General features: G+C 61.5%; 21 protein-coding genes and 1 pseudogene. 8 read left to right on the top strand and 14 right to left on the bottom strand.

Features of this window, described 5'->3' with window-relative positions; all coding sequences use genetic code 11:
* Positions 1–77 precede the first annotated feature (77 nt).
* Both Q0U08_RS02430 and Q0U08_RS02425 read left to right on the top strand, forming a co-directional pair.
* The gene (locus Q0U08_RS02430) at positions 78–3,041 is read left to right on the top strand and encodes a hypothetical protein (RefSeq protein WP_298089529.1); all 2,964 of its coding nucleotides are present in this window, start codon (positions 78–80) and stop codon (positions 3,039–3,041) included.
* Positions 3,038–5,980 carry an SNF2-related protein gene (locus Q0U08_RS02425; protein WP_298089528.1) on the top strand — a complete coding sequence of 981 codons (2,943 nt, stop codon included), beginning with the start codon at positions 3,038–3,040 and terminating at the stop codon, positions 5,978–5,980. Before Q0U08_RS02430 ends, Q0U08_RS02425 begins: the two co-directional genes overlap by 4 nt.
* A gap of 102 nt (positions 5,981–6,082) precedes the next feature.
* Here the strand turns inward: Q0U08_RS02425 and Q0U08_RS02420 are convergent, their stop codons facing one another.
* The 3 genes from Q0U08_RS02420 to dcm are packed head-to-tail and all read right to left on the bottom strand — an operon-like array spanning position 6,083 to position 9,002.
* Positions 6,083–7,288 carry a type II restriction endonuclease gene (locus Q0U08_RS02420; protein ID WP_298089527.1) on the bottom strand — a complete coding sequence of 402 codons (1,206 nt, stop codon included), beginning with the start codon at positions 7,286–7,288 and terminating at the stop codon, positions 6,083–6,085.
* Positions 7,289–7,300: 12 nt separating this feature from the next.
* Positions 7,301–7,753: a very short patch repair endonuclease gene (locus tag Q0U08_RS02415; RefSeq protein WP_298089525.1), complete on the bottom strand. Its 453-nt coding sequence runs from the start codon at positions 7,751–7,753 to the stop codon at positions 7,301–7,303.
* Positions 7,746–9,002, bottom strand: a complete 1,257-nt coding sequence (dcm, locus tag Q0U08_RS02410) for a DNA (cytosine-5-)-methyltransferase (protein ID WP_298089524.1) — start codon at positions 9,000–9,002, stop codon at positions 7,746–7,748. Before dcm ends, Q0U08_RS02415 begins: the two co-directional genes overlap by 8 nt.
* A 454-nt stretch (positions 9,003–9,456) precedes the next feature.
* On the opposite strand from dcm, the gene Q0U08_RS02400 reads away from it, so the two are divergent.
* The 4 genes and pseudogenes from Q0U08_RS02400 to Q0U08_RS02385 all read left to right on the top strand — a co-directional run bounded on the left by Q0U08_RS02400 (position 9,457) and on the right by Q0U08_RS02385 (position 11,032).
* A complete protein-coding gene (locus Q0U08_RS02400) occupies positions 9,457–10,098 on the top strand; it encodes a S24 family peptidase (RefSeq protein WP_298089521.1) in 642 nt (213 codons plus the stop codon).
* A 12-nt stretch (positions 10,099–10,110) separates the two neighbouring features.
* A pseudogene (locus tag Q0U08_RS02395) lies at positions 10,111–10,536 on the top strand (thermonuclease family protein).
* Positions 10,500–10,835 (top strand): DUF5818 domain-containing protein, encoded by a 336-nt coding sequence (locus tag Q0U08_RS02390; RefSeq protein ID WP_298089520.1) that lies wholly within the window; start codon positions 10,500–10,502, stop codon positions 10,833–10,835. Before Q0U08_RS02395 ends, Q0U08_RS02390 begins: the two are co-directional and overlap by 37 nt.
* On the top strand, positions 10,835–11,032 hold the full coding sequence (locus Q0U08_RS02385) for a hypothetical protein (protein WP_298089541.1): 198 nt from the start codon (positions 10,835–10,837) through the stop codon (positions 11,030–11,032). Before Q0U08_RS02390 ends, Q0U08_RS02385 begins: the two co-directional genes overlap by 1 nt.
* 334 nt (positions 11,033–11,366) lie before the next feature.
* Here the strand turns inward: Q0U08_RS02385 and mobF are convergent, their stop codons facing one another.
* Genes mobF through Q0U08_RS02370 form a run of 3 tightly spaced genes read right to left on the bottom strand, consistent with a single transcriptional unit; the run spans position 11,367 to position 17,050 of the window.
* The gene (mobF, locus tag Q0U08_RS02380; protein ID WP_298089519.1) at positions 11,367–14,294 is read right to left on the bottom strand and encodes a MobF family relaxase; all 2,928 of its coding nucleotides are present in this window, start codon (positions 14,292–14,294) and stop codon (positions 11,367–11,369) included.
* Between the two features lie 37 nt (positions 14,295–14,331).
* The gene (locus tag Q0U08_RS02375) at positions 14,332–16,728 is read right to left on the bottom strand and encodes a type IV secretion system DNA-binding domain-containing protein (protein ID WP_298089518.1); all 2,397 of its coding nucleotides are present in this window, start codon (positions 16,726–16,728) and stop codon (positions 14,332–14,334) included.
* The gene (locus tag Q0U08_RS02370) at positions 16,718–17,050 is read right to left on the bottom strand and encodes a hypothetical protein (RefSeq protein ID WP_168905766.1); all 333 of its coding nucleotides are present in this window, start codon (positions 17,048–17,050) and stop codon (positions 16,718–16,720) included. The genes Q0U08_RS02375 and Q0U08_RS02370 overlap by 11 nt, the downstream gene beginning before the upstream one ends.
* A gap of 442 nt (positions 17,051–17,492) precedes the next feature.
* On the opposite strand from Q0U08_RS02370, the gene Q0U08_RS02365 reads away from it, so the two are divergent.
* Entirely contained in the window at positions 17,493–17,687 is a 195-nt protein-coding gene (locus Q0U08_RS02365) for a hypothetical protein (RefSeq protein ID WP_066703980.1), read from the top strand.
* A gap of 104 nt (positions 17,688–17,791) precedes the next feature.
* On the opposite strand, the gene Q0U08_RS02360 is transcribed toward Q0U08_RS02365, so the two are convergent.
* Positions 17,792–18,028 (bottom strand): hypothetical protein, encoded by a 237-nt coding sequence (locus Q0U08_RS02360; RefSeq protein WP_066703963.1) that lies wholly within the window; start codon positions 18,026–18,028, stop codon positions 17,792–17,794.
* 322 nt (positions 18,029–18,350) lie between these two features.
* On the opposite strand from Q0U08_RS02360, the gene Q0U08_RS02355 reads away from it, so the two are divergent.
* The gene (locus Q0U08_RS02355) at positions 18,351–18,581 is read left to right on the top strand and encodes a DUF6437 family protein (RefSeq protein WP_181443665.1); all 231 of its coding nucleotides are present in this window, start codon (positions 18,351–18,353) and stop codon (positions 18,579–18,581) included.
* A 116-nt stretch (positions 18,582–18,697) separates the two neighbouring features.
* Here the strand turns inward: Q0U08_RS02355 and Q0U08_RS02350 are convergent, their stop codons facing one another.
* From Q0U08_RS02350 to Q0U08_RS02320, 7 genes are all read right to left on the bottom strand, one after another.
* A complete protein-coding gene (locus Q0U08_RS02350; protein WP_066703960.1) occupies positions 18,698–19,087 on the bottom strand; it encodes a single-stranded DNA-binding protein in 390 nt (129 codons plus the stop codon).
* A 301-nt stretch (positions 19,088–19,388) separates the two neighbouring features.
* Entirely contained in the window at positions 19,389–19,817 is a 429-nt protein-coding gene (locus Q0U08_RS02345; protein ID WP_141461851.1) for a hypothetical protein, read from the bottom strand.
* Between the two features lie 10 nt (positions 19,818–19,827).
* Positions 19,828–20,274, bottom strand: a complete 447-nt coding sequence (locus Q0U08_RS02340) for a DUF6878 family protein (protein WP_066703950.1) — start codon at positions 20,272–20,274, stop codon at positions 19,828–19,830.
* 127 nt (positions 20,275–20,401) lie between these two features.
* Positions 20,402–21,355, bottom strand: a complete 954-nt coding sequence (locus Q0U08_RS02335) for a DUF2493 domain-containing protein (protein ID WP_141461853.1) — start codon at positions 21,353–21,355, stop codon at positions 20,402–20,404.
* 302 nt (positions 21,356–21,657) lie between these two features.
* Positions 21,658–22,080, bottom strand: coding sequence for a hypothetical protein (locus Q0U08_RS02330; RefSeq protein WP_066703946.1), 423 nt, complete (start codon positions 22,078–22,080; stop codon positions 21,658–21,660).
* Between the two features lie 11 nt (positions 22,081–22,091).
* Positions 22,092–23,033 (bottom strand): zincin-like metallopeptidase domain-containing protein, encoded by a 942-nt coding sequence (locus Q0U08_RS02325; RefSeq protein WP_141459503.1) that lies wholly within the window; start codon positions 23,031–23,033, stop codon positions 22,092–22,094.
* A 155-nt stretch (positions 23,034–23,188) separates the two neighbouring features.
* Positions 23,189–25,177 (bottom strand): ParB/RepB/Spo0J family partition protein, encoded by a 1,989-nt coding sequence (locus Q0U08_RS02320; RefSeq protein ID WP_066704312.1) that lies wholly within the window; start codon positions 25,175–25,177, stop codon positions 23,189–23,191.
* Positions 25,178–25,333 lie beyond the last annotated feature (156 nt).

Below are 25,333 nucleotides of genomic sequence, written 5' to 3'. Positions count from 1 at the left end.
GGTGGGCCAGTGTGTTACGCATAGGGCGACGAGGGGCAATCAATTTTTTGAAACCATCCCGATCACGCCTCGTATGCATGAAAGTGACGATGTCGGCATTAAGTCTCCTGAAAGAGAAGCATCAAGAGATCGGCAGTCGCATCTCAAGGATGTCCGCTGATCGCGGTTCTTTTCCCGTTTTCATGATTGAGCATGGGCTGAGTACTGATGACTTATCGGGCATAAGGGATTTACTCTGGCGCGCGCTGGAGCGTGACCCCAACCTATCAAGTCCTCAGTGGAACTGGTCTTACCTCCCGCTTCTCGCTGTAACGGCGGAAGTGGGATATCGATATCAGGGTACCGGGACCGATTTCTGGCCCGTAGTCGAACAAGACCTTCACCTGATTGCTGGTGGTGGCTTCCGGTTAGCGCTAGTCCGGCTTTTCGAGCTAGGTCATCGCGAGTTTGGCATCGCCAAACCAGGTAACAGTGCCTGGGAGCGCCACTTCCCCCTGATTGCTTGGCCGATTGCAAACGCTTTGGTTCCGCTTGAGCTGCAACCGCAGCTTGCCAGTGCTCTGCGGCAAGCACTCCGAGCTGGTATATCGGGGAATGATCCCGAAGCGCTTTATCAGTACCTCGTTCAAATCGCCGTGGGCCAAACAAGTCGTCGCTTCGAAAACTGGCTTCATCAGACCGATACCGCCTCGGAAGTGATGAGGCGCCTGCTGTACCCCGCATCTGATGGCTGGCTGTCAGGCGATATACTAGAGCGGATCGACGGCGATTTAAGAAAAGACGTGGGCGCATCGCGTGCGATTCATGAAGCAAGACGCATAACCGAACGGAAGTCGAAGAACGTCGCCAGCGTTCCACCGGCTCGCTACGTGTTAGCGTTAAAGGAGCGTTCGCCGACCCATCTGCTGGTCCGAGGACCCGTTCTTCCCGCTGAAGTGCGGCAGGAGGTGGTTGGATTGTTGCGCTCTCCAGGCGACCGGATCAGGGCTATTGGCACAGATAGGGCAGTTCCCCTTCGGACATTTCTGTTCGGCGGCTCAATTGCGATTGGTCTTCCCACCGATCTCCCCGCTGCTCCACTCTGCCGGGATGGTGAACTGGCAGAGCTCGACGAACCCGGTAAAAATGTCCTTGCCGCCCTGCAACCGAGGAGCACGTGCTTCTTCCTCGTCGGTGCCGGGCATGTCGAGGCGCAAGCAGTTTTCCCGGGTGAGCAACTACCCGTTCGTTCGCATGTAATTCGATGGATAGCGACCGGCGACACCTCGTCGCCGGAATTCCGTTGGCTTTCGACTGCCGACAAAGCTGATGCGGAAGTCTTGCGTCGATCAGGCTTTGTCCTCGGTGCACCAAGGGCCAAGATACAGGTTATAGGCTTGCCTTTACCTGGTACAGACTCAAAGTTTGCCGCAGGATTCCCGGTTTTTGTGTCGGGCGACAGTGCTGACGCCTCACCGAAACTGGATGGCAGCATTGATTCTGGCAGTGTCATGCAAGTCGGTGATCATCGCTGGTCCGTCTTCAAACCTGCATGCGGCGAGCACTGGATCCAGGAAGGCGAGACTGGCGACATCAAGATCGCGTTTGAGGTAGTCGAGCTTCCGGAGGCAGAGACCGCGGAGATCGCACTAGACCCTCCGCGGCCGACATTAGCGGATCTGGAAAGTGGAAGTCTTTCGGTTCGCGTCTCTGCTCCTGTTGCACTTGAGAATGTTCCGGTGCGTTTGCGACTGACTGCAGGAGGAATGCCAGCCATCACCTCCGAAGGGGTTCTGGAAAGAGTTCCGGCTCTCATTCGCGGGAACTCGAAAATCCTGCAGGAGCTCCGATCACGACTTTTTATGAGCCCAATTACGTCGGGGGCTGCAAAGCTGCGCGTCTCGGTCGATGGATTTCGCACAAAGCTCGTCGAGCTGCTGCCGCCGATCAACCGCCTGAGTTATGATCCTGACACTGGCTTATGGTCGGCCGAAGATGGACTTTCCAAAGAAATCCGATCACTTATTGCAACGCCAAACGCCCCGATACCAGACAAGGGCCCATCCGATGCAAAGGGCTTGCGCCTCCTCGTAGCGGACGCCAGCGACCAGGAAGCGCTTTCTGCGGCGCTTGTGCTAGATAGTGGGCAACCCACGCTCGTACCGCAAACATGTATAGTACCACCAGTAATTCGCGAAGCATTGAGCGCCTCGGGTCGCCTTGGCCTTGTTGATCTGGCACGCTCAACGATCGCCTGGAAACTCGCGCAATGCCGAAATGCCGTTAGTGATTGGCAGCGGACATTAATCGTTGACGAACTCGAAGCAGCGGTAACCCGAATGCTGTGCGGCGATACCTGGCTGGAACTGGAAAAGGATCTCGATCTGACGATTCTGTCATCACACGGCGCACTCGTCCACTGCGCCTGGCGGAAATGGCTGACTAGAGGTGATGATCTCCCGGTGATCGCGACGCGGTCTGACCGCGCGCGACTGAACGGCTATTTAATTCAGAGATTCCGCGATGAGATTCCCGATGTCTCTCTGGCACTCTCTGAATGGGACGACGATACCGCAGGCAACCTCGATCTGGCCGTCATCGACGCATACGACGATCTGCGGAGATATCACGAAGACCTAGGCCACGAGACTTTTGAAGAGCCTGACATGAGCCGACCAGCTCACGTCTGGAAGGCTGCGCTTCAAGAGGCAGCAGACTTGGCAACACTACCCATGTTCAAGCCGTTGATCCTGCCCGCACGTCGTTGGAACGCACTTGTAAGCGCATGGTATGGAGAGCTCACACAAGACGAACTGGTAGATCTCCTCGATAGCTGTCACGTCGACAGTTTCAGAAGACCCGGCTTTCGATGGATGGGAAGGTCTGAAATTCGGACCCTTCTCCAGTTCTGGCTTTCCCCGGCTCAGGTGATGGCGGCAGAGAACTGGGCCGAATCACTGGCTCACGCACTCTCTGACATCCAAACTGCTCGCGCCATTCGATATGTCGCCTTGCGGTGGCGGCTTGCCGCCAAAGATCTGCCGGAGGTGGCGCCGGCGTGACCGATCCCTTTCTCAGATTCGTAAACTGCGTTGACGCATACCGGATGCGTGCGTTTGCCCTTAACGAAGGTCTGTGCGGCGCACTCGGGGTTGCTGCCGATCCCCTTCCGCATCAGCTGGCGACTGTCCGCAGGGTGCTTGCTGAGGCCGAAATACGTCACTTGATCAGCGACGAAGTGGGTCTTGGCAAAACAGTCCAGGCGCTGATGATCGTAAATGCGCTAAGGTTCCAGGACCCAACCCATCGAACGCTTATAGTTGCCCCTGATAACCTTCTTTCGCAATGGCAGGACGAATGCTGGACCAAGGGTCACGTAATGCCTGCGTTGGTCGGCGCTTCGGATTTTGACAGTGCGAACCTGCCCTCCGTGACCTTAGTGCGCCCGCGCGACATGACGATCAGGGACGATGAAGGAGGCCGCATTTTCCAGGTGGACAGCCAGGTTTTCGATCTTCTCATTGTCGATGAGCCGCAGACGATGCCGCGAGATGCGGTCCAGACAATTTCTCAAATTGCAGGCGGCTTCAGACAGGTTCTGGTGCTTTCGGCGACGCCTCGCCTTGGAGATGCCGCCTGGCGCAACATGCTGATGCGAATTCTCGAGCCTGAGATTGCTCAGCTCGCGCAACTTCAGGATAAGACGATTGATGGGCTACTCCAGGAACGGGAAGCGTGCGCATCGACTGAACTTCTGAATGGTGATGCGTGGCTTCCACTGGTTCACGCCAAGTTCGCCGCTGGAAGGCGGATCGTCAGAAATAGCCGAAGCGACTGGAGTGATCGGCTCCCGCGCAGGCGCAATCACTCCATACGTGCGCAGCCGTTGCACCATGAACGGCTCAGGATTGAAATTGCTCGCGCTCTCGTCCGGAAAGTAGATCCGCGCCTTGGTTTTGAAGGCCCCCAATGGACTGCGGCAAAGTCTTTGCAGCGTAGTGCGCGCGCGGCACGCGTTGTACTCGCCGAGATCGCTGCCGGTGGCGGGGAGCTGAGCGAACTAGCCCGCACTGCACGTCAACTCACGCTCGACGACCCGGGCGATGCCCGCCTTGGCGCTCTCCTCGATATTCTGGCGAGCCAGTGGGCAAGAGACTCGAACCAGACGTTCATCGTGGTGTGCGGCGATAATCCGACGATCGATCTGTTGCAGACAGCGCTGCCAAGGTACTTTCCGGAACTTGAAGAGGCGATCTCTGTACTCCGTCGGCCCTCTTCGGGAGAAGACGACCGAGTGACAAACCTGCGGGAAATGCAGGCGACGCTTGCCCCACTCAACTCAGGAGAGAACCGTCTACTTCTGGTGGGTGACTGGGTTCAGGCCGGGCTTAACCTCCATCAGGTTTCGAGCGGCATAATTTTCTACTCTCTCCCTTGGGAGATCGACAGCATTGACCAGCTAATCGGCCGCATCGACCGACTGGGTGGCGGCCGCGTTGACGCCCATGGGCAACGCTGGATAGATATCTGGCGAATACTCGTCGAAGGAACGCAGGAAACTGCAGTCGCGGACTGCATGGCCGCGATGGGCGTCTTTGACGCCCCGCTGCCGCCATTGTCTCCGGAGCAGCTTGCAGATGTGCAGGAGCTCTTGGCACAAACAGCTATAGCAGGATCGAGTCCGGATACCGTCTCAAAGCTCACTGTGGCCGATCAAGGGCTACCGAGCAGCATCAAACTGGATGCGTCGGCGAACACCGCTGCGGCAAGGGAGAGTTACGCAACGTGGCAACAGAACGACCATGAGCGCCAGTCTATCGGCGCGAGCGTTGCCGGACATACGCCGGTAGCGAAAAAAGAAAGCGCCGTAACCATCTGGCTGAAAACTATGGATCGGGCCGGGGATTTTGATGTCGGCCGAAGGACCGATAAAGTCGACAGCTATCGCTTCAGAACATTGTGGTATCCCCGACAGGCAGCGTCCGGCAGGGCAGGTCAAAGCCCATTTCTGCTGCCTGGGGTCAATCATGATCGCTGGATGTCGGACCACGCTCCCTTCATTTTGCGCCGCTCTGACGTCTCGTCGCCACCGCGCAGGACGGTCCTGACCGACGAAGGGGAAGACACTCCGCGGCCGCTCCACTTTCTCGACAACGGCAGCGTAATCTTTGACGCCCTCGTTGACGGGTACTGCGCTGCAGCTGCCTCGACATTTAGTCAGGCAAAGCGCCTCACGCAGTCCATCGTCATGATGCCAGAAGGCCATCCGGCGCTTGCAATTGGCTCCACGGTTCTGTTGTTGGCCGCCCAACTGGATCCATTTCCTGATGAGCTTTTGCCGGGCTTGTGGTCCACCCAGGCGGAGGAATTGCTCGCCGCCGCGCCGACCGAAGCGCAACGCAGTGCCCTTCTCGCGGATCGCAAGGCGCTCATGAGTCGCTGGCGGGCAGTGCAGCGCGCCGTGAGGCTTGCCGCACCGGCACGACTTCTCCTCATCGGATCGGCCCACGGAAAGGAGGGCTGGAACATGTTGTCACGAGAGCAAATCGAGACATACCTACAGCCATTTTCTCCACCAGACTGGAAGACGGCTGCGAGGGGCAGGCTTGCCGCCCAGCCTCTCATGAAACAGGATTTGGTGGAGCGTTTGGAAGTCGTGCATCGGGATCTGGTGGCGAAAGCTGTCACGCAGTTTCACGAAGATGCGGTTGAACGGACCAGAAGCGCACTTGAGATCGTAGCGGCGCAGACGTCGGCAACCTTCGAAGCTGAGCTCCGAAACCGAAATCTTGCTGCGGAACGTCGCAGAAGCGGCCGGCCCGAGGGCGTGCCCGAAGAGCTATGGTTTGGGCAGGTGGCTGCTCTCGAACGACTGTCAGCCTCAAGCGAGATCAACTCAGGTGAGGCTCTGGCTCTGATCCGCCACTACCAAACCGGAGAGCTTCGAGCCGGCGAGCCGCAAACTATTTCAATATTGGCGGGCCTGCGGACAATCGACTAGTACGGTGGTATCGGTGGACACGAAGCAGGTGCGACCAATTCTTGGCTCTTTGGCAACGGGACTGAGCCGCCGAAGCACAATCAAGTGAAGTCACGATGCGGGTCAGGCTTCCTGCCTTGACCTAACCAGCGGCACGAAGTCCACTAGGCTCATGAGCCATGCCCGTTGCGCCGGACGATATGTGGCGTGAAGCCGCTGCGGCACTACCAGCTGCAGCTTCTTGGCCTGCATTTCATTGGTCTGGTTTTCTGAAATGCCGGGCTCCAACGTGAGCAAATGCTTCTCTTCGATGCGGACAGCTTCGGATAGAACCTGACGCCAGCGGTCCTTGAGGGTCGACTTCGCGCCCAGCATCGTAAGGCGCGCCGACGAGAACGCCGGGTCCCGATATTCAGCCTGTCCCGGGAAGAGAAAGTCCGGCTTGTTGCGGTTCTCAGTCTCGGCCCCGCGAGCATACCGGATACCTTGCGCGAGAAAAACAGCCTCGAGATGATTCTCCAGAGCCTGACCAGCGCGCGCCTTGCGCCGGTTCTGGACGCTCAGGGAAAAGGACAGAAAGCCATCGACGTCGGCGCCATCGGCCGCCCGGAACCCGTCGCCGATTCGCGCTGCCACGATCCTGCGCTCCAGGCGCCGGAAGAGCTGCTCCTCCCGATCCATCCAGTCGATCAACGCCAGATCCGGATCATCTGCCGCTGAAACCTCTGGCAGCGAGGAACGGGCAAGGTCAGAAAACACCCGGGTCGTCGGGAATTGCAGCCCGAACGGCTCGATAAGACTGTCGAGTCGATCAGCCTCAGGCTCCTCGGGCTCAATCCCCAACTCGTCGAGAATATAGCGGGCTGCGAAATCGAGCTCGGCGCTCTGGTCAGCGGAGATTTCCTGATAGGTAAAGCCAAGCTCCGGCTGCTCCCCCAGTCCGAACAGCCACATGAGCTGGTTCTGGACGGTTCCGACAGGCGTGATGACAACCAGAACTGAGCCATCACGTTGCAGAGCAAGGAACAGCATGTCGCCCGGTCGCATCATTTCAGTGACCGAGTTGCCGGAATAATAGAGGTGATATTCTGGCGCGCGGGGCTTGCCTTTGCGTACGTTGGACCAGCTCATGAAGCCGTCCTCCGCCAGAGCTTCTTGCTCCCCTGAAATCCAGATGAAGCGCGTCGGGATGCCACGCCGGTCTTCGTCGCCCATCAGACGCCGCAGCGGCCTCGTCCCCTGAAACTCGTGCTGGTTCGACCGCTCGGTAATCGTCTCGACCAGCGTAAGCTGCTTGGCAACCACGCCAACGAAAAGATCCGACAACATCCCCCGACGCATTTATGTCCCCCTGATCTCCATCCGCTGCCGGTCAGACCTGATCCAGTTCTCACAGCTGTCGAGTACGTTGTCCAATGGCAATCGGGTCGGCCCCTTGAGCGCGCACTCCCAAACGACTGCCTGCCGCCATCCAGCATTAGCAAGCGCGGCGTCAGTGCGAGCATCAACCTCCCGGTTGCGGGCGATCTTTGAGCGCCAGAAGTCGGGGCGCGTCGATGGCCATTTGAACAGATGGCAGTCGTGCCCGTGCCAAAAGCAGCCATGGGCGAGGATCACGGCCCGATGGCGTGTGAACACGATGTCCGGCTTGCCCGGCAATGCGGGATCGTGAAGCCGAAATCGCAAGCCGCGCGCGTGAAGCCCCTTTCGAAGCAGCAGTTCGGGCTTGGTGTTAGTCGCCCGAATACCTGCCATCATCCGGCTGCGGACATCAGCCGGTACAATGTCAGCCATGTGCGAGCGCTGGCTCCCGATCGGGACGGGTCACGGTGACCGGTGCAGTTGTTGGACGTTCGTTTCCAATCGCCAGCGCCGCCTCGATATGCGGCTTCATTGCCTCGGCGATGAACTCCACGACCGGCACCACGACAGCATTGCCGAACTGACGGTAGGCCTGGGTATCGGAAACCGGGATCTTCCATCGACGATCGCCCCGGTCGAAGCCCATAAGTCGGGCACATTCCAGCGGCGTCAGACGCCGGGGACGCTTGCCCGGTTGGGCCACGAGCACTTCCGAGCCGTCCTTGTAATAGCGGGCCGACAGGGTGCGCGTGACATCGTCCGGTCCGAACAAGCTGTAGCCGAAACCATTGCCCTTGGCGTTGTGCTTCTCCTTGTAGGCCTGAAGGTATTCCCACAGCCGTTCGGTCAGCGTGTACCGCGGATCGACATCTTCATGCCGCTCAAGAATGCTGCCGAGCTTTGGACCACCTGCAGGCAGTTTCAGCCCGTTGAGATCGAAGCTCGTCGGATCCCGGAATCCGACGATGAAAATGCGTTCGCGCTTTTGCGGAACCCAATGTTCTGAGCTGATGACCCGCGTCTGCACATGATAGCCGAGTTCATTCGTCAGCACATTCATGATGGTCGCAAAGGTGCGACCCTTGTCATGGCTCTCAAGATTCTTGACATTTTCCAGCACGAAGGCAGCGGGGCGATGGTGCGCAATGATCTGGGCTGTGTCGAAGAAAAGCGTGCCCTGCGTGTCGCACAGGAAGCCATGCGGTCGCCCCAGCGCATTCTTCTTTGACACACCGGCAATCGAGAAAGGCTGGCAGGGGAAACCCGCAAGAAGCACGTCATGCTCGGGGATTTTCGCCGGATCCTCGGCATACTCCCGGATGTCACCGGCCAGTGGATGGTTGTCCCGGAAATTCTGCGCATAGGTTTTCTGGGCGTTGGCATCCCATTCGGACGTGAAGACGCAATGGCCGCCGATGCCCTGAAAACCGATCCTCAAACCGCCAATACCGGCAAACAGATCAATGAACCGGAATGAAACCTGGCGCGGCGGTTGAACTGTCTTCCGCGCCGCATCTTCAAGGACCCGCCGCCCGAGTGCTGACGGATGCCCGGTGCCGTTCGCGTAACGGGCGATGGTGCGCTCGGACACTGAAAGCAGCGCGGCTGCTTCGGCATGAGACAGGCCTGCTCGGTCACACAGCTGATTGAAGTCGTTCTGCCGTACCACTGATCTGCGCATCGCCGCCTCGCTGTGTCGAATTCGGTCACATTGGCAGAATGATTCCCAGAGGGCAAGCTCTGTTCTTTTAATGTTCACTTTTCATGCGAGCAACTCGACAGCAATTTCATCTTGAGAGAGGCGGCAAGCCATCGGGTTGCGAACGCTCTGGCCAGTTCGGCTGATTTCACCACTTGCTCCGACGTCCTTCAGATAACCGCGCAAGCGTTCTTCGGTCCGCCGACGCGGGCGCCTGCCTGACCTAAGGTCAGCAACGAGCCTCGGGTCTCCGACAGCCAACCTGCCGAAGGTGCTCGGCGACGTCCGGGTTCGCGCCAGATATGCCTCGATCTGCTCCAGAAGCTCCATGATTCCAGACTCGCTTTGCCCTTGTGTTCTTGTTATGTTCTTACTAGGAAGGCTTCCTAGAGTCTAGGATCGATTTTCCTAGGCGCCCGCGATAGGACTGGCAGTCATGGACGACGCACGCAGAGCCCTGGACGAACTGATCCAGCAACGAGGTTGCAATTACTCCTCGGTTTCGCGCCTGCTGGGGCGCAATGCCGCTTACATCCAACAGTACATTCGGCGCGGCAGTCCGAGGCAACTGGACGAGCAGGATCGCTCAGTACTGGCGCGATTTTTCGGAGTCGATGAGAAGGTTCTTGGAGCCCCTGCCCGCCGCTCAGGCCCGGTGGTCGAGCTCGTCCATGTGCCTTTGCTCAATGTCGAGGCATCAGCCGGCCACGGCGCTCTGGCTGAAATGGAAGCCAAATCCGCGCAATTCGGCTTCGATGAGAAGTGGCTGCGCCGGCTGACCGCCAGCAAGGCATCGAGCCTATCGATCATCGCCGTGCATGGCGACTCGATGGAGCCCACCCTCCACGATGGCGACGAGGTCATGGTCGATCTTGCCGATGGCCAGGCGCGCCTGAGAGACGGGATCTATGTCCTGCGGATGGATGACATGCTGAGCGTCAAGCGGATTGCCCTCGAACCGCAGGGCAAGCGCGCGTCGGTTCTGAGCGACAACCCGGCCTATCCGAGCTGGCGCGGCCTCGAAAAGCGGACGCTCAACATCGTCGGGCGGGTTCTCTGGTTCGGACGAGCACTCTAAGGTGGTCATCTGATGCTTGCCCTGCTTGCCGCCTCGATCGTCGCGTCTAGTCAGACCTTCACCTGCACACCAACCCGAGTCTGGGATGGCGATGGCCCGGTCTGGTGTGCGGAAGGGCCCCGCATTCGCATCGCTGGCATCGCTGCCCAGGAAATGGATGGCAGCTGCCGCACCAATCAGCCCTGCCCCGATGCCACAGCGATTGAGGCACGCGATGCGCTCGTCCAGCTGATGGGCGGTGCGCGCGGGACGATCCCGACCGGTCACATTGTGGTTCGAGGTCCGCGGCTGTCGTGCCGCTCAGAAGGTTCCGCAGGCGGAAGCCGCACGGCTGCCTAGTGCCGCCTGCCCTCCGGCGCAGATCTCTCCTGCGCGATGATCCGTACGCGAACGGTGCTGCGATGGGACCGGTACTGGAAAGGGCCAGCGTGCCGGTAAGCCCCGACTTACACCTTCGTGGCGAGCTGGTCGAAGGGCCGCTTGGCCTCGTGCTCCAGGCAGGCGGCGGCCACTGGGAACTGGATGCGCCGAGGTCGGCTCGACGCCTTGTCGGCCGCGAGGTCGAGGTCTCTGGCCAGCGTGCGGGCTTCAACGGCTTGATCTGCAAGCAGGTCTGGCCGGCAGGGACAGCCCAACCTCGCCGAATGCAACTTTCAATCGAACGCCTGCTCGTTGGTGGTTTCGTGATTTACGGACTTCTGGCGACCCTGGCCGGGCTTGCCGGACAGCTTTCTTGATACTCAGCGATTGGGAACTCTGGGCCTGTGCCAACCATGTCCTGCAAACCCATGGCGACAAGGCACCGTTGCACGTCGCCGAGCAGATTGGCGCTCTCGCTCTCGCGGGCGATCATGCAGGAATTCGTGCGTGGCAGGCCATCGCTGAGCGGATTGTCCAACTGACCTCCAACCGTGATGGCGCCCGGCTGCAGTAGCCGTCTTCGACGCTACCGTCTCGTTCATCCGATCGGCGATAGATCGCCTGGAAACAGACATGTCTGCGCGCTGGATGGGCCACTGGCATCGCCTTCGATCCTGAAACCACGCATGCGCTCCACCAGATGGCGGGCAAGATCGACACGGGCACCGCGCTGCACACGCGGGTCATCGGCATTGAGGCGAACGAGGGTTTGCTCTGGCGCAACGGCCAGGGCGACTTCGAGGTGGGTCAGAAGAAGGTCGTCAGAGATTCGGCGCATGCGACTATGAGAACAAATAAAGAACTTTCAGTCAACCGATGGCGATCGGAGAGGTGTGGAAGGCGGAACACTATATGCCGATCTCGAACGGTTTAGTGATCGTCCGATCAAGCTCCGGCGGTTTGCGTTCCGGGGCAGTAGCCACACGATCTTTAGCCTGCCCTTTGGCTGCCGCATCGCGGAGGAGATCGACCGTCTCCAGCGCCGAGCGCTTCATGCCGGCATTCCGCTCGACCGCCGCCTCGAGCTTGCCAGCATTATCGACATAGATGGTGATGCCATCGCGCAGCCGCGTGACTGTCACCAGAAACGTCTGCTGGTTGGCCAGATTGCGCTCGCGGCTGTCCATGACCGCAATGCCGCGATCAGAGGTAAGCCCCTGTGCCATATGGGCATTGAGCGCATAGGCGAGATCAAGACGGCGGAGCATCGGGTCGCCCTGCTCCAGCCTGTGCTCTGCGCCCAAGGATGTCTTCACTACGACAGCCTCTTTGTCGACAGCAACAATCCTGGCCTGGTCGGCATTGAGCAGGCCCCGCTGGTGATCTGTCTCGGTCCACCGGATCTTGTCGCCGGTATAGATGTCGAGAGCGCGCACTTCGAACAGGCGCAGCGGATCCTGCTCACCTTGCGGCCGGGTTTGACCAGGACGAAACTCGAACTGGCGGCCACGCTCGTTTTCCAGCGTGACTCGCTCGCGCGCCACATCGGTTCCGACCACCCGGTATTCGCCTGCTGCAAGGCCCTGGCTGCGCTGACGCCGCGCGACATCGACCACCATGCCGGGGGCGTAGGTGCTCGCATATCGCAGCTCCTCACGGGTTACATTGACGCGGGACAGGGTCTGGAGCCGCATGGTTTCAGGACCAAGCTCGCCGCTCGCTTTAAGGCCGGTCTGCACCGCATCGTTTACGGCGCCGCGCAGGTTTCGGCCCGAGGCATAGATTGCGGTTGCCTCGCGCTCGGCTGTCGAGAGCGACAACCAAGCGGCGGCGGCTTCGACCGCCGCATCGTTCCCCACCTCGATCACCTGGGGTCCCAAATGGCGCATGGCATCCTCGATGCGCCCCTCTTGCGCTGCCTGCTGTGCTTCACGAAGGCCTTCGCTGCGTGCGCGGAGATTGGTGCTCATGACGGCCGTCTCAATGCCGGCCTGCTGCATCACATCGAACGGCTTTCCAGCATCGACTGCACCCAGCTGCTTGCGGTCCCCGATGCTCGCAAAGCGGCCTAGTTCCAGCAAGTTTGCCAGCCGAACCAGCTTCTCCTTGTCGGCATTGCCGACCATCGATGCCTCGTCGAGCAGCACGACTGTGCCGCGCATGTCAGCCCGAGCCTCGGCGAGCCGGTCCGCATCCGCCCCTTCAAGGAGATCGCGGTACTGGGAGAGGAACCGCGAGACCGTCATCGACCGAATACCCGTATCGCGCTCAAGCATCTGGACCAGCGTATTCTGCACCGCGAGTCCGAGCACGGCCCTTCCCTCTTCGCGCAGAATGTCGGCGACAGGCTTGAGGACCGTGCTCTTGCCCGCGCCCGCAACGCCCTGGATCGCGACGATGCGGTTGTTCGAGCCAAGCAGCAGACGCCCTGCCCCTTCCTGCCCAGCGTTCAAAGTCAGGCCGTATTTGATCTGGGACAGGGCTTGCAGACGGGCCCCCGCAAGGTCGGGAGAGACTATCGCCGGGGCGACGCCGCGCCCGTCTTCAACCCCGGCAATAATTCGCTGTTCAAGGCTGATAGCGTCGCGAGTCGTTAGCAGTTCCCGGTCGGCACCCTTGCCCTTCTCCAGATGCCCCTGGCGGAGCAACTGGTCCACGCGGTGCTCGATGTCCCCAAGCGAGGTAGGTAGCGCAAAACCAAGCGCTGCACGGTATACATCGGCCCGTGTGAAGGCCGCCTCTCGCTCGCCCAGATGCCGGACAGCCGAGGCGACCGCATGAATAGCCGCGACCTGCTCGACGCTGCGATTGGTCAGCCGGGCAGGTATCAGCGGGTCGCTTTCGCGCAGGCCAAGCCGCTCGGCAAAGGAGTTTGCAAGTGCCTGAACATTGCGGGCAATCGCACGCATCGTGGGCCCAACACCAGTCACATTGCCAAGATCCTGCGCGCTGCGGGCATTGGCTCTGGCAATGACCATGGCGGGATCAAAGCCCAGTCTGGCAGACGCATCCTGCCACTGCTGCCGCAGCGCGTCGCGATCCTCGATCCGCCCCTTGTCAGCCCGGGTCATGAGGTTTGCCGCATTGCGCGCGGCAAGCCCCTTCCCTTCCATCGTCGCCAGGCGGTCGAGAATTTCCGCACGCCGTGAACTGAAGGCATCGCGCACGTCTTTGGGTACACCGACGGCCTCGAAATTGCCGTGCTTGCCGATCTCTCCGACCTCGTAGCCGAGCTTCTCGACGCTCAGCCGAAACCGCGCCATCGTCATGGCATTGAGCAAAGTATTGTGCTGCCAGAGCTTGTCATTGCGCAGCGCCCGCCATTTACCATCAGCTCCTCTCGTCACATTGGCAATGACGGCATGGAAGTGGGCGTTGGGCTCCTGGTTGCGATTGGTGTCGTGCTGGAACAGCGCGATCGCAAGGTTGCCGGTCTGGACAACACGCTCTCTGCCCCGAACCTCCATGCGGGTCTCGGCAAGGTTCTTTTCGGCCCAGCGCAGTGTTTCCCGGACGGCCGACGCGTAGGCATCGAGGATCCGTTTGTCGCCGCCCACCAGAGCAAGGACCGACCAGCTCTTCGGCATCGAAAAGGTGAGATCGGTCCCCGCCCGGTGCGCCCGGTTGTCACTGCCGACGCGGCTACCATCGGGCAGCAGTCCTTTAAGGACCGCCTCGAACTGCCGCGCGTCGACGGTCCCCTCGAGCCCGAGCGCTGCAGCGCCCTTGCCCAGCCATTCACCCGAGCGATCGGCATCAGCTCGCATGTAGTAATTGTCGGCAGCGAAGTAGTTGGCCGCGCCGCCGGCGGTGCGGACATTGGCTACCGACAGCATCGATCGGTCCGCCATCCCGAGGCAGTCAGCGACATGCTCACATCTCCATGTCGCCAAGATCGGGACCAGTGATCGGCGGGGGCTCGTGCTCCCGCAGACCATCCTCGATCATCAGCTTGCGCGCGGCGGCATCGCTTGAGCTTTGGCTCTTCGGATTATCCGGCTTGCCCTGTTGCAGCCTCTCGGTTCCGGGCGTGCTGGCCTGGGGCGTGCCCTTGGGAGAAGCCGACTGATCCGGGACTGCAGCGGCTTCGCCTGTCGGGAGAAGTGGGCGGGCGGAAGGTCCAACTTTTCGCGCACGCACATCGGTTCTGGTATTCGACTGCTCCTTCCTAGCCTTGCCCGCCTTGTCTTGCCCTGAGCGAGCTGCCGGTTCCCGCTCCTTCGACGTCTTGCCGGGTGTACGTTCAACTGCCCGTTCAGGGTCCTTGGTTGGCGCGTCAGCCTCCTGTTTCGTCGCGGCTTTCGGTCCCTGATCCAGGGCCAGTTCTCCTTGCTTTGGGACGACCGGCTTGCCGGCGCCGTCATCGTTGGACGAGGGATGCTCGCTGCCTGTTGGCGCTGCCTTCTGCTCGGCCTGCTCCGCCGCCGGATGGGGCACCGTGACCCTTGCCTTCGGGCTTTCCTTGACCCTGGCGATGAAGGTCTCCGCCCGCTTGGGTCGGTCGACGGGCTTGAGTTTGACCGGTGCGGCGGGAAAGCCGTCGGGGAACTTGATGTATCCTGACAGGCGCGGCAGGTTCATCAGTTGGTCGGGTAGCAGGAGCGGCTCGATATGCTTGCGCGGGGTGAGGCTGACCGCATCGCGCGCATTGTTGTAGCCGTAGGTATAGCCCTCCTCCATGTCCCTGACCTGGCGATGGCCGATGAAGTCGGAGCACCAGGTGGCCGTTTCGCGGTCGGCGGTTCCAAGGATCAGTTTGGTCCGGGCAAGCGATGCCAGCGTCATCGCCATGTTCTCGCCGTAGACCTCCTTGAGCTTGGCATAGGCGTGAAGGCCAAGAACAATCGCACCGCCGAAATTGCGCGCCGTCTGCAAGCCTTTCTCGAGGGCCGGCAGGCGGTGCAATGCGCCGAGCTCATCGACGAAGAACCAGCACTTGAGATCGCGAGTGCGGGGCATCGTCATCAGCGTGTTCATGGCCGTGTCGAGCCAGAGCGTAAGCAACTGCGCGCAGACGCTCATGTCGACATAGCGAGCCGAAATGAACAGGATCGAGCCTTCGCTTCGGGCGCTATCGGCCCCGTCCTCGATCCACTGGCGGACCGAGAAACGAGGACCGGCAGCCGGCAGCAGCTTGAGCGCCTTGGCGTTCACGTTGAACACGGCCCGGATCGATTCCGCCATGCGGGCAGCTTCCGGCGCGGTCAGCGGATCGGCGATCGTTCCGCGCATCATGGCATGAACGCGTGACAGGTCCGCAGTCATCAGCTCACGCGCCAGGGCGTCGTTGGACGCCCTGCCCTCGGCCACAAGTTTGAGGCAGAATTCGACGAACAGGGCCCGGGCAGCGATCACCCAGAACTGGGCTTCTCCGCCGCCGTCGTGGGGCACGAGGGCGTCTGCGGCGGCCCAGAACTCACCTTCAGAACGGCATTCGTCAAACAGGCTCCATTGTGGGCAGCGCGCATCGAGCGGGTTCAGAATGATGTCGCAATGGGCCGCATGGAAGTGCTCGATAAAGGCCCCGGTCAGATCGAAGACGACGCATCGCTGCCCCTTGGCTCTGGCTTCCGCAATCATGTCGGAGATCGCCACGGTCTTGCCCATACCGGTCGTGCCAATGAGCATCGCATGGCTCTGTTCGAGCCGCCAGGGATAGGAGACCGTGGCGATATGCGATGGCCGATAGGGAAAGACCCGGGCGATCTCTCGCGGCAGGCTGAGCCGCCATTTCCAGCCCAGTGCAGTATCGAGCTCACGGGTGCGCTCGCGCCGGTTGTGTGTGGTCAATTCATCGACGAGCTCGGGGAGCGTAACCAGCATCGCGCCGCGCTCATGTTTGCGTTCTTTGGAGCGGCCGCCGAACCGCTCGGCGAACCAATAAAAGACGGCAAAGGCGGGGACCAAGAGGAAGCCGGACCGCCACAAGGCACTGCTCAGAAGCGCAGTCAGCTTCTCCCACGCATGGACCACCGGCGGATAGCTTTCGAGCTGGGCAATCGGAAACTGGATGGTCGCGCCAAAGGCAGTTTCCAGGGTGACCTGTTTGGCGGGATCGAACTCCATGAAGCCGTAGATGGCGGCATAGATCCGCATCCAGACGAGGTAGACTTCATGGTCGGTGAGGCCAGCCGAAATGGTCCACCAGGAGGTCCATGAGATCACGAGCGCGGCGACAATCAATGGGCCCTTGAGACCCGCCGCAAACATGAAGCTGAAGTGTCCGAGCAGCTGGCTGCCACGCGTGAAGTTGACGAGATTACGCTTCATCGGAGCCTCCCTCGCCAGCGGCTGTGGAAAGACCGAGTTCCTTGCATTTGCGCACGTAAGCCTGGTGAGCCCGACCGCGCAGCGCGTGGTCGGGGTGCCCTGCCAGCAGCGCATCAACCCCGACCATGAGGAACACCGAGCGGCGGGAAATGCGCTCAATGGAAGCGTCGAGCCGCGAGGCAAGCTCGTCCTCGGTGCAGGCATTGGCGAGCAAGGCGCGAACCCACTCGCTCATGCTGATCCCCTTGGCCTTGGCAGCCTTGCGGATCAGCGAGCTGAGCTCGCTGGAGATGTAAACCTGGAGACAGATTGGCCGTGTCATGCACGGACTCCTTATGGTCAGGAGCCCGGTTCACACTGCGAAAGGCGAGATCGAAGCTAAGTCAGATTCAAGAACATGTCAAGAACATAGACGACTGCGGAATTCCGCCATTCTCGGCCTCGCTTTGGTCAAATCCACGTAACTCCCCTCGCCCACGTCATTTTTGACGGAGAAGCTGCCATTTCGCAGAATTCGATCCATGCATCTGTAATTTATGGCTTTTACGTCAGTCATTCCGGCGATTTGTCGCGTACGGTGTGCTCCCCTGTCCCCAGCTTCAAAGGTGGGTTCCAGTGCCTTGCCCTGAACAGGATCGGCGGTCTTGAAGTTCCCATCTGGTGGAGCAAGGACAGTGCCGCTGGAGCGCGGTTTCTGCTATAGGCCAAGCGTGAACGCCCCGGGCATAAGAGCATCGTGGGCACCCCCATCCGGGAGCATGGCGATGACGAACGTGACGCTGAGCGCGACGCGCAAGGGCAACGGTTTCCAGGCGACGGTGACCTATTCGAACGGCGTTTCGATCAGCTCGGCAGAGGCCTTCCCGACGAAAGCGGAGGCGATTTCCGCAGCGGCCATGAAGGTGCTCGACATGCCCGACCGCCTTGAGGAGTTCGACGCCCCAAGCGTCGACGACTGACGCCGTTTGGCGCGCTCGACCAGCATCATCCGGGTCACCAAGAATCGGGAGCCGAGCAAAAAGAAAGGAGGAAGCCCTGAACGGACTTCCCCCTTACGGCGGTTTCAGAACTCATCGTTGAGCTTACCCGGCACGGTGTCGATGACCCTGTCCAACATGGCCTTGGGCAGCGCCCCGTAATCGCCCTCGTCGACCGCGATATAGCCAGCCTCATCGTCGGTCAGAACAAATTGCGTGAAGTAGCTGTGAAAGGACCTGGCGTGCGCCTTGTCGAGCGCGGCAACGAATGCCGCCTGGTCTGCCTGGAACGTGCCCTGCGCGATATTCGATGAAGCGTACATGATCTTTCCTCCTGATGTTCGATGCGTCGCATCAGGAGCTGCGAGAGGCGGGTGACGGGCCGGGTCAGGGACCGCGGAACGCGGCCGCGAAGCGGCGATGGGGGAAACGATTTTTTCCGGGCTTGCCCGGCAAAAATGGTGGGGCCCCATCGTCCTTGACGCGGCCCCAAAGCCCGCATCACACTTGGTCTTTCTGCGAGAGAGACCTCTCCAACGCTTGGTGGAAGCGCCGCCATTCGCGCCAAAAACCGTTTTCCTACATGCGGGTGAGCTGCCATTATCGCTTGCGGAGGGGACCAACGGCCAGCGAAAGGAACATCACATGGCCAGGTCCAAACCGAGCGCACGAAACGCGCTCAAAAAGCTGCGCGAGCAGCGCGACGAACTCGATGCCCAGGAAGCCAGGCTCCGCGACGAAGCGGCCGGCGAATTGGGCAAGGTTCTCGTCGAATGCGGCGCCGAGACGATCGAACCGGCAGAGCTTAAGCAGCTTATCCGCGCATCGCTCGCAATCGGGATCGAGGACGCTCTCAAGCGGCTCTCCCCCGCCTGAACACTCTCTGGCGGTGGGCGCGGGCTCGATGCCCCGCCCCGCCGCCCACGCCGGGAAGCAAAAGAAAAGGCCCCGACGGCGCGTGCCACCGGGGCCTTTTCATAGGGGACGGTCGCTCAGTCCTCGTCGATGTCGGGCGCACCGTCGTTGCTCGATGTGCGACCCTTGGTGAGGAAGTCCACCTTGTCGGCGATGATCTCGCAGCCGTAGCGCTTGGTGCCGCTCTGATCTTCCCACTGCGTGTAGTGGATGCGCCCTTCGACCGTCACGAGCTGGCCCTTGGTGCAGTACTTGGCGACGTTCTCGCCGAGGCCGTTGAAGCAGGTGACGCGGTGGAATTCGCTTTCCTTGGCGGTGTAGCCGTTTTCGTCCTTGTAGGTCTTGCCGTCCTTGCGGGCGGGCCGGTCGGTGACGACCGAGATCGAGGTGATGCTGGTTCCACCTTGCGTGGTGCGGGTTTCGGGGTCGCGAGCGATGCGGCCGACGAGGATAACGAGATTGGTCATGGGTCTTCTCCTGATCGAGCATCCGGGTCCATCCCGGCTGCAAACCCGAGCAGAAGCGGCCCACGGCGAAGCGCACCGGAGGGGAACCCGGAACTGGTTCGGGTGGTGCGGGCAGCCGGGCGTAGCCCGGCAACTCGGCCGGACCCGATCCGGGTTGCGCGTCTCGACGGGGGTTGCTTCAGGGACAGGTTTGCATGGAAGCCGGGTTGCGCCCGATGCCTTGAGCAGATGTGCCCTGCCCTCGTTCGTGTTCCGATCGGCCGGGTCGCACTGCTCCAGCGAATCCACCAGGGGGTCAGCCTCAGATTTCGAGACGGACCGCCCCGCCCGCTGCTGGCAAGCCCCCGGCCGACAGCGCAGCGCCAGGAGCAGCATGGTCTTTCGCCGCCGCAACGGCCTCGTCCAGACGGTGCCCTCGCAGCATCCAGGCCTGCGGCGTAATGAGGCGTGCCCAATCGGCAAAGGAGGGGATCGAGCCCAGGTCCTCGCGGACGTGCTGCTCGCCCACAAGGCGCACCGGAACGGGTCGCCCATCGGCATTGACGATGGCCGCACCGAACAGCGTTTCGAGCATGAATATACCCTCGGCATGGTGCCGCAGCGCGCGATGCCGGGGATCCGCCAGGATCGCCTTTGACTGGTCGAACCATTGATGGAGCGGGAGATAGTCCTCGACCACTCCGCCCCATTTCCGGACCGAAGAGAGGGCGTGAAAATAGCAATGCGCCATCGCCTCCTCCTCACAGCTCGTCGTAATGGTCATCGTAGGCGGTGTAGCGAAGCTTGCAGTCGAGCATGAAACTGCCCTGCGCCACGTCGATTTCGAGTGCGCCGCCCGCACCGTCATTGTTTTCCCAGCCGGGATGGTGGAGTTCGAGCGCGGCATAGGTGAGCTCTTCGAGCGCGCTGCGCAGTGATGTTTCTCGGGCCGTATCGTCGCCTTCAAGCAAAACCACCGCCTCCTCGGGGAGTTCGGATTCCTGGTTTTCGGCATCATAAGAGAAGATGCGTTCGACTGCGCCACTGTCGCCGTAGCCGTCGAAGGCGATTTCGACCGAGGTAATGCCAAGCTCGCGCAAAGGCGCGAGCACGGCGTGCTTCAGCCGATCGATTTTGGTGGTGACGCGCACACGGCTTTCGGCGCGGGCCCGCTCGAAATCAGCCAGCGCCTGGGACATATCGACCATGGGAAGTTCCTCCAGTGATGGGGTCGGACGGACCATCCGCCTGCCTCCATCCACGCAGGCGCACGCCTCTCCTCTGTCCCGGCAACGCCAGCGCCAATCCGGCGCTGGCGCAAAGGCCGATCGGCCATCAACCGGGCGAAGGGAGATGCGCCTTGGGGCTGGTGCCGAGCGGACCGCGGCGATCGACGACCGTGATCCGCCGGGCCTTGGCCTCGATCACCAGGCGTTCGAGGACGCCATTGCCAGGGAAGGCAACGACATAGCGCGGGTCGAGCGAGAGCATCCGCTCGTTGCGCTTAAAGCCGGCACGGGCTCCGAGCCGCATGTCGAGTGAGAAGCTGATTTGCGGGACGCTGCGCCGTTCGGCCCACGACGATGCCAGGCGGTCGACGCCCTTGGTATCGCCACCGTGGACGAGAACCATGTCGGGAACCCGGTCATGCACCTTGTCCAGGGTCGCCCAGACATTGTTGGCAAATGTGAGTGCGTCCTGCTCGCTGGGATGGCGCGTGCGGCCACCGGCAAAGATAACAGGCGTGCCTTCGGGCATTGCTGCGCGGCGTTTGGCTTCGGAACGGGCACGGACGAAGTCACGGCCTTCGACGAGCGCGGAAGTGAGCATAACGCTGTGATTGAAGCGCGAACTCGATACGGGTTTCCAGGACGAGCCGAATTCGTTGAGATAGAGAGTGGCCGCCACTTCGCGCATTTCCTCAAGGGCGAGCATGGCCCCTTCGGCGCATTGCGCACGCTCGACCTGGGTCTCGAGTTCGTGCGTGTGAATCTCGGATCCATCGGCTGTGGCAATGAGCGCGCGGACTTCGTCGGTTGCGCGGTCCACGGTAGCCGATTTGCGGGTCGCGGAACGGTGGAAGATGTTGACGAAGGCCCAGCCGAGGTCCTCGGCGTCGGCCTCGAGCGCAGTCCCGGAAACCATGGCAAAAAGATCGGACCAGATCGCTTCAAGGGTCTGGACGACAGCTTCGCGAACCGGGAAATCGTTGGTGGAAACGGGGGCAGGTCCGATCGAGAAGCCGGAAAGATCGAGCCCGGCGAGTTGGTCGGTAAATGATGCGTGCATGGGTGTTGTCCTCCTGACTGGCGTGAGGCTGACGCACCCGCTCATGGCTGCGCCGGCGAGAGCCCGTCAGGGCCAGCTTGAGGCAGGATCCGCACCCGACAGGGGAAACCCGCTTGGGCAGGCTGGCGCGGGCAGGCCCATGGCCCAAAGGGCCGGGCCAACACGGGCCTGCGCAAGCCGGGTTGCGGAGACTGACGGCTGGCCCAGGGCCTCTCTCGCATGGCTACAGGCCATGGGCGTCGAGACAGGTTCGCCAGAAGGGACAAAGCCAGCGAGCTCAGCACGACCTGCGACTTTCGCGCTCAGCTTACCCGCTTTGCATAGACGCCCTCACCGTTCGACATGTGCCCGAGGCAATCATAATCGCCGAACAGGGCGTCGAAGCGGGCGGCGATCTGGGACAGCCAGCGCTGCGCCCGGGGAGACCTGGCCGTGCGCCAATCGGCGTCCCAATAGGCGCCATCGTCTCGTTCGGCGATCCACACCGCGACGAGGCCACCGTATACGGACACTCCGAAATCGGCATAGGCATTGCGCATGAGAACGCGGTCCTCACGGCCTCGCCAGCCGTCGTGTGCGACCAAGGAAGGAAAGGCTTTGCCTGCCCGCTCGCGCAGGTCCTCGCGAAGCCACTCATATTCGAATTCCCAGTCGTCATCGTTCTCGACATTGAGCACCGTGAATGCGACGATTGCCCCGCTGGGATAGCTGACCGATCGGCCCATGACATCCTCCTTCAGGCGGCAAGCGCGGCGTCGCGAGACGCTTCGTCGCTGTCATCGGCAGTGATCCGCCCACCGAGCTTGAGCAGAAGGCTTGAAGCTTCCTCGGCTTTGGCGGCGGCGGTGAGGATGGCGCGATCATCTTGTTTAAGGAGCGTGAGCCAGTGCTCGATGTAGCTCGCGTGGCTATCGAGATGGGCAACCGGAAGACCAAGCTCGGCCCCGATCATGGCGCTCGATAGCTCGGCGACGAGCTCCTCGGCGGCATAGGCGGCCGAGCCGAAACGGTTCTTGAGATCGCGGTCCAGGCGGCTGGCGTGGCCGGTCCAATGCGACAGCTCGTGCGCAAGGGTCGCATAATAGTGATCGAACCCGGAGAAGAGATGCGCGGGCGGCATCGTCACGCGATCGGCCACCGGCTCATAATAGGCTTCATCGCCCTGGTGACGCAGCACTGCCGGAATGCTCGCGAAGAAAGTGTCGAGTTCGGCCTGGCGGCCTTCCGGCTCTACAACCTCCAGCGTTGCGGCGGGATGGAACCGTTCGGGAAGACCATCGACCTGATCGGCGTTGAAGACCGGATAGGCCTTCAGCACGCGGCGATGTTCGTCGGCCCTTTCCCCGGTGTCGGGGGCTTCGACCTCCTTGGTGTAGCTCTTGTAGAAGATGGCGATGGTCGACTTTTCGCCCTTGCGCACCTGCGCCCCAAGCTCCTTTGCCTGGTTGTAGGTCATCCAGAACGGTGAGCCGTAGCCGCACATGTCGGCGACCATCCAGAGCCAGAACACATTCATGCCGCGGTATGGAACGCCGCAAGCCCGCAACGGCCGCGATACCGGCACGCCGCGCCACGGCTTGATCCACGGCTTGGTCCCGGCTTCGAGACGAGCGATGATTTCCTGGGTGATACGGGTAGCGGGCGACAATCCGCCGCTTTGTCCCTTGCGATAGGCCATGTTGGATCTCCTGATGCGGCCTGCCGACAGGCTCGTCGGTCAGTGCCGGAGATCCCGGAGCCCCCTCCGCTCTCTTCCCAGAAAGGAAGCGGCCCTCCGGCATGAGCCGAAGGACCGCTTCTCGTTGGCGATTGGCCTTACCTGTCAGGAGGAGGTCAGGCGGCCACCTCGCTCGGGGGCTGATGGTCGTCATTGGCAACGCAATCCGCGTCCGAATCCTGCGGTTCGTCCCCGGCGTCGCTTGCCGACTGACCAGCGAAGCGCATGACTTCGGGCACCCAGGCAAGTGCCCGTTCGCGCACTTCGACCTCGGTGATGTATGTGCCTGCGAAGACGCGCTCGGCGCTCATCGCGAGATCCCCCTTCTTGACCGATGCGAAGCGCGAGGAGAGCTCCAGGCCGCCAACGTCAGTGAGCGCATCGAGGATCACCTGCTTCGAGACCCGGTCGAAGTAGTTCGCCGCGGTCGGCCGCCACCATTGCGCCAAGTCGATGCCGATGAGGCTGCCGAGATGATCCTGGAACGCGATGTGACGTTCGCCCACCATATTGAGACTCGCTTCGAGCGTGCGCGCGACGACAAAGCCGAGCCAGGCTGCACGGCTTTCATCGGAAAGCGCCCGGAACATCTCGAAGCGCGTCGAGGCGTCCTCGCCAGATCGCCAGGTCTCATCGAGGCCGGACCGCAGGTCAGCGAGTGACGCACTGGCCGGTGCATCCTTCGCCTCGAACCCGATAATTGGTCCTGCAGGAACGCTGCCGCGAAGCGTCGTTGCAGCACGCGATCGCCAGTCGTGGGTATCGGCATCGGCGAGCGTGAAGACCATGATGTCGAGCGCAAGTCCGGGATCCGACGCAACGTGGAGCGCGAGAATGTCGCGCCGCTGCATGGCAAGCTCGTCGACCAGGCGCTTCGATAGCGCCGCGCGACGCTTGCCCTCGCTGCCATCACCCGGGACGACTTCGACGGCATCGTCGTCATCATCGACGTGAGCTTCGCGCTCACCGTAGAAGACCGGCTGGAGCACCGGCGTGCCATCCCGCGACAGCACCAGGATCATTCCGGCTTCAGCCTTGAGTTCGGGCGCGAGTTCCGGCGGCTTTGCTCTGATATCCTGGCATTCGCGCTCGATCGCCTCGATCGTCGCCTCGGCCGCAGCGACAGCTTCCTCGGCGCTGTCTTCATCTTCGAGAATGGCCGCATGCTCGTCATAAGAGGCATCGAGCTCATCAAGCCTTGCCAGTTCTGCTTCCGTCAGCGGGGCAGGCTCTGCGGGAAGTCGAACAAGGCCCTCGACGAGATCGTGGCTCGCGTAGGGATCGAGTGTTGGCTTGACCCAGGCAAGGCCCTGTTCGACTGCGAGCGCCTTCGCTCGTTTCTCCATCTCCGCAGCAGCGAGGTTCTCGAGAAGCGCGACATCGACCCAGGACTCGCTGTCGTCATCGTCGAACAATTCGCGCTCGATCCGGCCGCCGCCGGCGATGTAGGCGTCGCGTCCAACGAGCCGGGCCCGGGGATCGCTGCCCCGGACCGTGCCGGAAAGCACCATTCGCCGGATGCTGTCTGCGCTCGGCGCATAATAGGCCGAGGAGACCTGTTCGAAGACGCGGGCCTGGATTTCCTGGTCAGACGTGGCGCCGAACGCTTTGGCGAGGTCCAGTGTGATTTCGCCCGAGGCCAGCGCCTCGAACACGACCGGAGCAAGCGTCGCGAGACGCAAGCGGCCCTCGACGAAGCGGACAGTCAGCCCGAACCGGCGCGCAACCTGGTCAGTCGATGTGCCAGCGTCGATCAGGGCAGCGAAGGCCTGCGCTTCGTCAGCAGGATTCATGGCCAAACGATGGAAGTTTTCGGCGAGGCTGGTCTCGACTGCAGCGTCGGCGCTGTCTTCGAGCACCAAGCAAGTCACCTCGTGATCCTTGGGCAGGATCTTGTCATCGGCCAGGGCGAGCATGGCGCGGCGGCGTCGCTCGCCGGCTTCGACCTCGAACTTGCCGCGTGATGCAGGACGGACGATGAGATTCTGCAACAGCCCGTGGGCAGCGATGCTCGCCTTTAATTCGGCATCGGCGGCTGGATCACCGTGACGACGCACATTGCGGGGTGACTGAACCAACTTGTTCAGCGGGAGCGATTTTATCATGGGACATACTCCTGACTGTGAGCCCGAGACGTCGACCATCGACACTCAATGGCTCAATCAGAAGCCAGCCCCCTCCCCTCTCTTGTGCCTGCAGGCGGGCTTAGGGTCAGGACTCACTGATCAGAGCCAGAAGATGACGGTGGCTGCGAGGGCGAT

The organism is uncultured Sphingomonas sp. (assembly GCF_946477935.1).
Taxonomy (GTDB): Bacteria; Pseudomonadota; Alphaproteobacteria; order Sphingomonadales; family Sphingomonadaceae; genus Sphingomonas.
The sequence above is the reverse complement of the archived record's forward strand: the minus strand, read 5'-3'. Positions and strand labels throughout refer to the sequence as shown.